Origin of the sequence: Dyella sp., assembly GCF_035277725.1 — a bacterium.
Taxonomy (GTDB): domain Bacteria; phylum Pseudomonadota; class Gammaproteobacteria; order Xanthomonadales; family Rhodanobacteraceae; genus Dyella_B.
In genome coordinates this window covers 1-10,417 of record NZ_DATEJY010000110.1, presented here as the reverse complement: position 1 = coordinate 10,417, position 10,417 = coordinate 1, and the positions used below count along the sequence as shown (strand labels likewise).

Sequence of the window (10,417 nt, the reverse complement as noted above, 5' to 3'; positions counted from 1 at the left end):
ACTTCTGGGCCGACCGACGTTCATCGCAGCACAGCCGTCGTATACGGCGGCAGCGTCAACTTCCCCTTCGCCAGCACCACACCACCATTGCTCTGCAACAGCACGGACGACACTTGCGCATCGCTGCCCAATTCGAATGTGCGGGCATCGCGCGACAGGTTGTGCACCACCAGCACGCGCGATTGCGCATCCTGCAGGATGTAAGCCAGTCCATGCGGATCGCTGATCGGCACGTTGCGCAGCACGCCGTCACGCAATGCACTCACCTGCCGGCGCCAGCTGATCAACGTGCGATAGAGATTCAACAGCGACGCCGGATCGGCATCCTGCGCTTGTACCGACACTGCCGCGTCGTCGGTGGTGCTCCAATCCTTCCAACTGGCCGTGCCCGGACCCTTGCCGTTGCGATACCAGCGCATCGGCTCGCGGATATTCTCGTCGGGCTTGCTGCCCTGCATGCCGAGTTCTTCGCCGTAATAAATGAAAGGATGGCCGGGCAGCGTCAGCAGCAAGGCAGCAGCAAGGCGCATGTGCGCCATGTTGTCGTCCAGCTGGCTCATCACGCGCTGCTGGTCGTGATTGGAGAGGAACGGCGCATCGTCGAATGCACCATGGTCATGCTGGCGATACGCCGCATAGGTGAATTCCAAGCCACGCCCGATACCGAGATTGCGTTCCTGGCTCACGCTTCCGATCAGCTGCGCCGCAAGCGGAAAATCAAAAACGGTGTTGAGCGGCCCCATGTACGGCGTCAGGTCATCCGGGTTCTGCCGGGACACCTCGCCCACCAGCCACACGTGCGGATCGGTCGCTTCCAATGCATGGCGATATTCGGCCCACCAGCGCACGTTCTTCTGCAACGCGATCGGATCGCTCATGTCGCTGCGCAGGTCGTCGTAGATGTGCTGTGCGGCATCCAGGCGAAACCCGTCCACACCTTGCTGCAACCAGAAGCGGCCCACGTCGATCATGGCCTTGCGCACGGCCGGGTTGTCGTAATTAAGATCCGGCATGGCGCCGGTGAACGTGCCTTCGTAATACGCGCCATTCGATGCACGATGCCACGCCGGACCGCCCACGGCGCTGATCGCCTGCAAATCCGTCCCGGGCTTGGCCCACAGATACCAGTCGTGATGCGGATCCTCAGGGTTCAACGCCGCCTTGAACCAGGGATGCTGATCGCTGGTGTGGTTGATCACCATGTCCATCACCACCGTGATGCCGCGCTTGTGCGCTTCGGCCAGCAGCGTCTTGAAATCCTTCAGCGTGCCGTACTGCGGATTGATGCCTTCGTAATCGGTGATGTCGTAGCCGTGGTACGTCGGCGACGGATTGATCGGCATCAGCCAGATGCCGCTGACACCGAGCGACTTGATGTAGTCGAGCTTGGCGGTGACGCCATTGAGATCGCCGATGCCATCACCGTTGGTGTCATAGAAGGCGCGCACGAAGATTTCGTAGTAGACGCCGGACGCTTGCGCAGCCGGCTTCGCCGCGGCTGTTTTGTCTTGTGCAAGCGACGGCACCGACAGCAGCGCCAGCGCGGCGCATATCGCGAAGGAACGTAAAAAGGCTCTGAACTTAGGCATAGAAGTCGCCTCCCGGGGATGGAGTGTCGTCGCGGCGGCACGGCCGCGCAACGAGGTCGGGAAACGACGAAACGGGTCGCACCAGGTCGTGCTGGAAAAAAGGGACCCGATTCCACAATCATCCACGGAACCGGGCCGGGGGAACGTGCCGGGCACCACGGGAGGGTGCCCGGCACTTTGCTGGGTTTACAGCTGGAAGTTCACGCCCAGGTAGCTGGTGCGGCCGAAGTACTGGATGGTGCCGGTCTGCTGCGGATTGCCACCGAAGTACGTCTTGGTCGGCTGATTGCTCAGATTGAGCATCTGATAGACCACGCTCAGCTGCTTGGTGATGTTGTAGGAGGCCTGGAAGTCGTACACCGTTTCGGCCGCAAACGTCACCAGCTGATTGGTTACCGCAATCTGCGTGTTGGAGAGGAACGACGAGCGATAGTTTGCCGACAGACGAGCCGAGAACGTGCCGTTGTCGTAGAACACCGCCGCACTCGCCACGCGCTTGGACAAGCCCGGCAGACCGATATAGGTGGTGGGACCGGCAAGATTGGTGGGGTTGTGCACGTTGCTGTTGGTAAACGCGACGTTTGCGTCGAAGCCCAGACCCGACCAGATACCCGGCAAGAAACGAGTCTTGGTGAACGACGCTTCCACGCCGCGCACATCGCCACCCTTGGCGTTAAAGGCCGTCTGGTACTGGCCGTTTGCGTACGGCTTGCCGGTGGTCGGATCGTTCGGCACGGTGATGCCGACCGATGCAAAGTCGAAGTTGTTGTAGGTAACGGTCTGGATGAACGAATCCACTTTCTTGAAGAACACGCCGGCCGTCACCGCACCGGTGGAATCATCGAAATAGTGCTCGTAATCCAGGTCGTACTGCGTGGCGCGCAACGGATTGAGCAGCGGACTGGTGCTGCCCCACACGTTGTACTGGCCATTGGACACCCATGAACCGGCACCGGCCAGCATGGTGTTGATCGGCGGACGCGACAGCACCTTGGCCGCGGCGAAGCGCGTCTGGTCGTTGTCGGTCCAGTGATAGATCAGGTTCATCGACGGCAGGTAATCCGTATAGGTCTTGCCCAGCCGGATCGGTGCATAGTCCATGCTGGTCTTGCCGTTGCCGTCAACGATCAGCACACCCGCACCATTGCCCACCTGCTGCAGGCCATCGCTGTACTGCGACTGGTGCGATACGCGTACACCGACGTTGCCGGTCAACTCGTGACCGAACAACTGCGCATCGATATCGCCCATCAGGAACACATCGCGCGTGCGCTCGGCCACCGAACCACTCTGGATGTACGTCCAGCTCTGATCGGTAATGTTCTTCACCGGGTTGGCACTGATGCCGTGCGCGGCAAGAATCGCCGGGCCGTTGAGCGTCAGGAAGCAGGGGAAGCCGCTGAATTTGCCTTTCCAGCACGTGACCTGTGCCGCGGATGCAGGAATGGTCAGCGGCGGCTCACCGGGAACCGGCGAGGTATTCCACTCCGAACCGTACACGTAGGCCTCGCGGTCTGCGTTGTACTGATGGTTGTTGAGGTAGACACCCGCTTCGATCGCCGAGAACACCGGGTTGTTCGGCAGGTCGTACTGCACGCTGGTGCGGAACGCCTTGTCGCGGTCGTGATAGATGTACGGATACACGCCGTAACGCGACAACGCCATGTCGTTGAGGTTGGTGTAGAGGCCCGGATTGGCCAGCGACACGTCACCGATATTGCGGCCCTTGAACTGGAAGGTCGTCGACTGCGCCATCAGCTGCGGGCTGCTGGTGCCAAGGCCGGTATAGGGATCGGCGGTGGTGTCGACGTTGATCTCGTTGCTGGTGGCGCGCGACAGCGAGATGTCGGAATCGACGTGCCAGTTGCCATGATTCCACTTGAGGTTCAGACCCCCGGAGAACACGCTGGTGTTGGTGGTGTAGTTGTCGGCCGTGGTCTCGTTGGAAAATTGATTGCCACCGGTACCCGGCGGATTGGTGGACACCGTGCCGCCGATCACCGTACCCAGTGAACTCAACACCGGGTTGGTGATCTGCGCGTTGTTGCCATAGAAGTTCTGCGAACGCAGGCCGTAACCGAACGAGCTGTTATTGAACTTGGAGAAGAACGTGTCCGAAGTCAGCTGCAGCTCATCGGTCGGGCGCCATACCACCGTGGCCAGATAGCCACGACGACGCTCTTCGCCACCGTTCTGTTGCAGCTGATAACCCTCCGGCAGATATGCCTTCTGCGGTGAGTTGTTGTTCAACTGATAGAGGCTGCCATCCGACGCTTCGCCCACGAACTGCTCGGACACGTGCGGCTGATACAGATCCGCAAAGCCCAGGCCAACACCCAAGGTGTTGTTGAGGAACTTGCCCTGGTAGGCCACGCTCAAGCGATAGCCGTTCGGACTGGCACCCGGCACGTCGTGCGCCTGGCCGTCGTAGCTGCCGCGCGCATCGACATTGAGCGACTGCGCCTTGCTGTTTTCCAGCGGATTGGCCGTCTGCAATGCGATGGTGCCCGCGACGCCGCCGGTGATCAGCGATGCTTGCGAGGTCTTGTACACCGTCGCCATGTTGATCAGCTCCGACGGATACTGATCGAACTGGATGTAGTTGGTGCCGCTGGTCGACGGCTGCTCGCGGCCGTCCAGCGTCGTCTGGATGAAATCGCCCGACAGGCCGCGGATATTGATCTGCGAGGACATGCCAGCGATGCGTTCGGTCGACACGCCCGGCAGGTGCGTCAACGAGTCGGCAATGGATTGATCCGGCAAACCGCCGATATCCGCCGCGGTGACCACGTTCTGGATGGTGTCGGCATAGCGCTGGTAGTCGATCGATTTCTCGACGCTGCTGCTGAAGCCGGTCACGGTCACGGTGGACAGGCTCTTGGCCAGTTCCTGCTGGCTCTTTGGATTGGTGGTGGCCTGGCTGGTGGTGCCATTGCCGGTGTTGTTGCTGGCCGTGCTCTGCTGCTGCGACGTACCGGGCGTCGTCTGCGCACCCGTGTCACCGGTCGCTGCCTGCACACCGAAAGCCATGGTGAGACCCGCCGAAGCCAGAGCCATCACCAACACATTACGCTTGAGTATCACTTTCCCCTCCTCCCCAAAACCATTTTTTGTAGGCGCCTCTTCTTGATCGTTTGCCGCCGCAGCGCTTGCTGCTGGCTGCAACGGCAACTTGCATGCAGGCTTGAGACCTGCCGCGTGGAATGCATGGTAGGGCGCGCTTTTCCAAGCAGAGCACATCATGCATACGTATTCATATCCGCCTATGCATGGCACTCATCGCAGCGCAGCAAACGCCTGCAGTGCGCACGCGCGATAACGCAGGAACCCGGAAAAATGGCGGTAGTGCGGGAATTCCATGCAGCATCCACATAGCAACTCGCGCAAGCGCGAGCACTCGAGACACGCTTCATGCCGCAACCGCAGCACGAATGAATACGTATGCAAATCCTGCGAGCACGCAGAATGGCGCGACTAAGCTGCACCTCGCCGACAAGCTCTGCGTCCTACCGGGAACGTTCGCCTGGTGCATGGGGATTCCTTGCGTCGCCGTCATTCCCTCGAAAGCGGGAATCCATTTACGCTCTTGCGGAACAGCACCATGGATTCCCGCTTTCGCGGGAATGACGGCGAAGAAAGAACCTGGCATCCGTGGCGTTATTTGCCGAAGGAGCGAAGCAGATCCGGCGCGTTTCGGATTCACTAAGGAAAGCGTTTCACATGACCGATGCATCCTGGTGGCGCGGCGCCGTCATCTATCAGATCTATCCACGCAGTTTTCTGGATACCAATGGCGACGGCGTGGGCGACCTGCCGGGCATCATCCAGCGTCTTGACTACGTGGCGAGCCTGGGCGTGGATGCGATCTGGATCGCGCCGTTCTTCCGTTCGCCGATGGCCGATTTCGGCTATGACATTGCCGATTACCGCGACGTCGATCCGCTGTTCGGCACACTGGAGGATTTCGATCGCCTGCTCGCCAAGGCACATAGCCTTGGCCTGAAAGTGATGATCGACCAGGTGCTCAGCCACACCTCCGACCAGCATGCGTGGTTCAAGGAAAGCCGCGAGAGCATCAGCAATGCAAAAGCGGATTGGTACGTATGGGCCGATGCCAAGCCCGATGGCAGCCCGCCCAACAATTGGCTGTCGATCTTCGGCGGCTCGGCGTGGCAGTGGGAGCCGCGGCGCGGCCAGTATTACCTGCACAACTTTCTCGCCTCGCAGCCGGATCTGAATTTCCATAACCCGGACGTGCGCGCCGCAGTGCTCGACAACGTGCGCTTCTGGCTGGACAAAGGTGTGGATGGCTTGCGCCTGGATGCGATCAACTTCTGCTTCCACGACAAACAGCTGCGTGACAATCCGCCCAAGCCGAAGGAAAAACGCGTCGGCCGCGGTTTCAGCCCGGACAATCCGTACGCGTTCCAGTATCACCTCTACAACAACACGCAGCCGGAAAATCTTGATTTTCTCGAGGACCTGCGCGAGTTGCTCGATCGCTATCCCAACGCGGTGACGCTTGGGGAAATTTCCTCGGAAGATTCGCTGGCGACCATGGCCGAATACACGCGCGGCCAACGCCTGCACATGGGCTACAGTTTCGAATTGCTCAGCAGCGACTACAGTGCTGCGTACATTCGCCAAACCGTGGCGCAGTTGGAAGCGCAAGTGAGCGAAGGCTGGCCATGCTGGGCCATTTCCAATCACGACGTGGAGCGCGTGCTCACGCGCTGGGGCAATGGCAATGCTTCGCCGCGATTGGCAAACCTGCTAACCGCCATGCTGTGTTCGCTGCGCGGTTCGGTATGCGTGTATCAGGGCGAAGAACTCGGCCTTACCGAAGCCGAGGTGCCCTTCGAGGCGCTGCGCGATCCCTACGGCATCACCTTCTGGCCGAACTTCAAAGGCCGCGATGGCTGCCGCACGCCGATGCCGTGGAACGACAGTTCGTTCGCCGGTTTCAGCACCGTAGCACCGTGGCTGCCAATCGACGAGACGCACAAGACCTTGGCCGTGGCGCACCAGGAAGCCGACCCAAATTCGGTGCTGCAAGGTTTCCGCCGCTTCATGCGCTGGCGCGCGGCGCAACCGGCGCTTCAGCGCGGCGACATTCGTTTCCTGGACGTACCCGAACCGGTATTGGCCTTCGTGCGCAATGATGGCAGCGAGCAGGTGCTGGCGGTGTTCAATCTTGGCAAGCAGCCGCAGACGGTGGCGTTGCAGGCGTTCGACACCGTCACGCCACTGGATGGACACGGCTTGCAGCAAGGTGTGTTGCAGAACGGGCAGCTGGCATTGCCCGGACATGGCGTGCTGTTCGCGCGGGTCGCGTAGGCTGGGATGAAATCCCAGCATGGAGCTCAGAGAAGCGGGGATTTCATCCCAGCCTACGCAAGCCATTTCCCCCAAGAATCAAACCACTTAACCGTCTAAATTCACGGCCCCATCACGTTTCCGAGCCTAGGCTTTCACATGTGTAAACCGCCGGATACAGGGGCCGGCGGGCAGCCTGCACTGCCTCCCCCTGGGTCATTTTGGCGACGCCTCCCACCAGGCGCCTGGTAAACGCGTTCTACCGTGATACCGCTGCCGGGCTATTTGCTTCTCGCCCGTCATCCAAAATTTCAGCAGCGGATCGATACGGTTTTCCTGCCGCACTTTGCCGATCATTGCGTTGTGCTCGTTTCTCTCACGGAGAGAGCCGCCATGAATTACAGCGAATACCTCAGGCCCGTCAGTTCAGCGTTTGCAGCGCCGGCCGAACGTCCGTCGAGCGGACTGCACATGCCGAACCTGCATTACCCGTGGGCCAGCGCCTGCTCGCCGCATGCACCGTTCGTGGAAGCCCGCATGCATCAATGGCTGGTGCAATACGGCCTGATTCCCAACGAGCATTACCGCGCACGCCTGGCGCGGGCGAAATTCGGCTGGCTGGCGGCGCGTTGCCATCCGTATGCATCGATGGAGCGCTTGCAGACGATCGCCAATTTCTACGCCTGGTATTTCCTGGTCGACGACTGGTTCGTGGGCAATACCGAAAAGGTCTCGACATACACCATTTCCAATCTCACCGCGGTCATCGACGTACTCGACGCCGGCCGCAGCAGCAACGAGCCGGTTTACGGCGAAGCGGCCTGGGCGGACATGTGCCGGGATTTGCGTTCCAGCATGTCGGGCGCGCAATTCGAACGCTTCGCCCACGCCATGCATTTGTGGGTGGGCATGGCCGGCCTGCGCATGCTTGAACACACGCATGCGCAGGCACCTCGGCCGCATCGGCACGAAGCCATCCTGCGCCATGCCGGCGGCTTGTATCCCTGCCTTTACCTGATCGATTTCGCCAATGACCTGCCGTTGCCGCAGGAAGAATACGATCGGTTGAACGTGCAGCAATTGCGCCGGCACACCAATCGCATCGTGTGCTGGAGCAGCGACGTGCAGCATCTGGGCATGGACGTGCGCCAATCGGCGCCCCGCCGCAACACGGTGGCGCTCTACACCAGCCAGGGCTACTCGCTGCAGCACAGCGTGGACCGCGTCAGCGAGCGCATCCGCACCGAACTGGACGCTTTCATGCACACCGCCGCAGCGGTCAAGGAAAGCGCCGGGCCCGCGCTGTCGAACTACATCAGCGGACTGAAGCACTGGATGAGCGGCTACCGCGATTGGCTGGCCGCGCAGCACAGCACCCGGCCCTTTGCGGAACCGGAGGCGGTCATCAGCGCCTGGTAACAAGCATCCCGCATTGTTCACGATGCAGTGCAAAAAGCACTTGACGGATGCATGTGCAACCAAAAGTCGACTTGCTGAAAGCCAACGTGGTTAAAATCTTGTGGATCGGCCGGGCGCGCGCCTACCCCTGCCCGGGCGGTTTCAATCGTTTCAAGAAACCGTCCTGCCACGCGCCCTCCATGCCCTCGCCATTTGCGCGCTCAAGCGTGCATGGCGAAGGCATGGCGTCCGAGTTGCTCCGACACCATCGAGGACCCAGCTTTTGAATACAGCGAACGATACGGCAGCACGACGCAATCCTGGCGTGAGCGGCATGAGCCTGTACGTGCCCCGCCCGCGCGTCTCCCTGCGTGACTGGTGCGAATGGACGGGAAATTCCTGGGACAAAGTGCAGGCCGTGGTCGGCCGCAGCTTCCGTCAGCCGGCGCCGTATGAAGATGCCTACACCATGGCGGCCACCGCCGTGCTGCGCTTGATCCAGCAATACAACATCGATCCGCGCAACGTCGGCCAGCTTGCGCTGGGTACCGAAAGCAGCAAGGACAACTCCGCCGGCGCGGTGATCGTGCGCGGCATGGTCGATCGCGAACTGGAACGTCTTGGCCTTCCGCGCCTGTCGCGCCAGATGGAAGTGCCCGAGTTCAAGCATGCCTGCCTTGGCGGCGTGTACGCGCTGAAGAGCGCGCTGCGCTACGTAGCGTTCGATGCCAACGGTCGCCAGGCGATCGTGGTGTGCAGCGATATCGCCGCCTACGAACGCGGCTCCAGCGGCGAGCAGACGCAAGGCGCCGGCGCGGTCGCGATGCTGGTGGAAGCGCAACCGAGGCTGTTCGAAGTGGATCTGGCCCACGCCGGCAGCGCTTCGGATTTTCGTGGCCCGGATTTCCGCAAGCCGTTGCTGCGTTATTTCCACGAGGAATACGGCCAGCGTCATCGCCGCTTGCACGACTTCCCGATCTTCAGCGGCAAGTACTCCACTTTCGCCTACCTCGACGAAGTGGGCCAGGCAACCGATGCGATGATCCAGCGCCTGGGCGTTTCCGATCTCGACTTCCTGGACGGCGCCAAGGGCCTGTTCTTCCATCGCCCGTATCACATGATGCCGCTGCAGGCGCTGGCCTTTATCTACGCCCGCGCCCTCGCGCGTGCGCCGCAACCCAACGCCGACTTCCAGGCGCTGTGCGAGCAGGCCGGCGTGTCGCCGGCAGGCGTGATCGACGAATGTCGCAATACGCCGGACCTGTTCGGCGAATTCCTGAGCCAGGGCGCGCACGCCGAAGCGCCGCAGGATGCGCATCCGCTCACCACCAAGCTGTCGGGCGTGGCGCGCAAGAGTCCCGCGTTCCAGCAATTGCTGACCACGCGCGTGAACCTGGGCACCGATTGGGCGATGGAACTGGGCAATCTCTACACCGCCGCCTTGCCGGCGTGGATTGCCGCCGGTTTCGAACAGGCGCTGGAAAACAACGTGGAATGGACCGATGCCAAGCTCTACGCCATCGGCTATGGCAGTGGCGATGCCTCCGAAGCGATTCCGTTGCGCGTGGTGCCGGGTTGGCGCGAAGCCGCGGCGAAGATCGGTTTCCGTGCTGCGCTGGCCGAATCCACCGATCTCACGCGCGAGCAATACGAAGCCATGCACGATGGCCAGGACGTTGCGCTGGATTGCCCGCCCGTCAATCAGTTCGTGATCGCCCGCACCGGCGACACGTATGAAGCGGCGTTTCAGGATCTGGGCGTGGATTACTACGAGTTCGCGCAGTAATTCGATGAATGCAGGTTGGGGGAGCGAACGCGAGCCCCAACATCGCCATGCCGATCACGATGACGATGTCGGGGTTTTTCACCCCGACCTGCAAATCCCCCAAGGCCGTCATTCCCGCGAAAGCGCATTGCTGTCCGGGAAAATTCGCTGCGCTCCAGGCAAACATCTGCAACTCAACCGAAGCCCCTTTTTTCCCAGCAAATTCAAAGCTAGCGACTCGTCGCCCCGGCGAACGCCGGGGTCCAGTGCCTTTGAGTATCCGCAAGTCGCTAGGTCCCGGCTTTCGCCGGGACGACGAGCTTTTTAGCCATTTCGCTTAAACAAGCAA

At 61.1% G+C, this 10,417-nt stretch carries 5 protein-coding genes; 3 read left to right on the top strand and 2 right to left on the bottom strand.

Annotated elements, in window-relative coordinates; all coding sequences use genetic code 11:
* Window positions 1-20 precede the first annotated feature (20 nt).
* Window positions 21-1,589, bottom strand: coding sequence for an alpha-amylase family glycosyl hydrolase (locus VJR68_RS10085; RefSeq protein WP_324147547.1), 1,569 nt, complete (start codon window positions 1,587-1,589; stop codon window positions 21-23).
* A gap of 186 nt (window positions 1,590-1,775) precedes the next feature.
* Window positions 1,776-4,673: a TonB-dependent receptor gene (locus VJR68_RS10080; RefSeq protein WP_324147546.1), complete on the bottom strand. Its 2,898-nt coding sequence runs from the start codon at window positions 4,671-4,673 to the stop codon at window positions 1,776-1,778.
* 636 nt (window positions 4,674-5,309) lie between these two features.
* On the opposite strand from VJR68_RS10080, the gene VJR68_RS10075 reads away from it, so the two are divergent.
* The 3 genes from VJR68_RS10075 (at window position 5,310) to VJR68_RS10065 (ending at window position 10,089) form a co-directional block, all read left to right on the top strand.
* Window positions 5,310-6,926: an alpha-glucosidase family protein gene (locus tag VJR68_RS10075; protein ID WP_324147545.1), complete on the top strand. Its 1,617-nt coding sequence runs from the start codon at window positions 5,310-5,312 to the stop codon at window positions 6,924-6,926.
* A gap of 372 nt (window positions 6,927-7,298) precedes the next feature.
* Window positions 7,299-8,324, top strand: coding sequence for a terpene synthase family protein (locus tag VJR68_RS10070; protein WP_324147544.1), 1,026 nt, complete (start codon window positions 7,299-7,301; stop codon window positions 8,322-8,324).
* Between the two features lie 262 nt (window positions 8,325-8,586).
* The gene (locus VJR68_RS10065) at window positions 8,587-10,089 is read left to right on the top strand and encodes a hypothetical protein (protein WP_324147543.1); all 1,503 of its coding nucleotides are present in this window, start codon (window positions 8,587-8,589) and stop codon (window positions 10,087-10,089) included.
* Window positions 10,090-10,417: the final 328 nt, after the last annotated feature.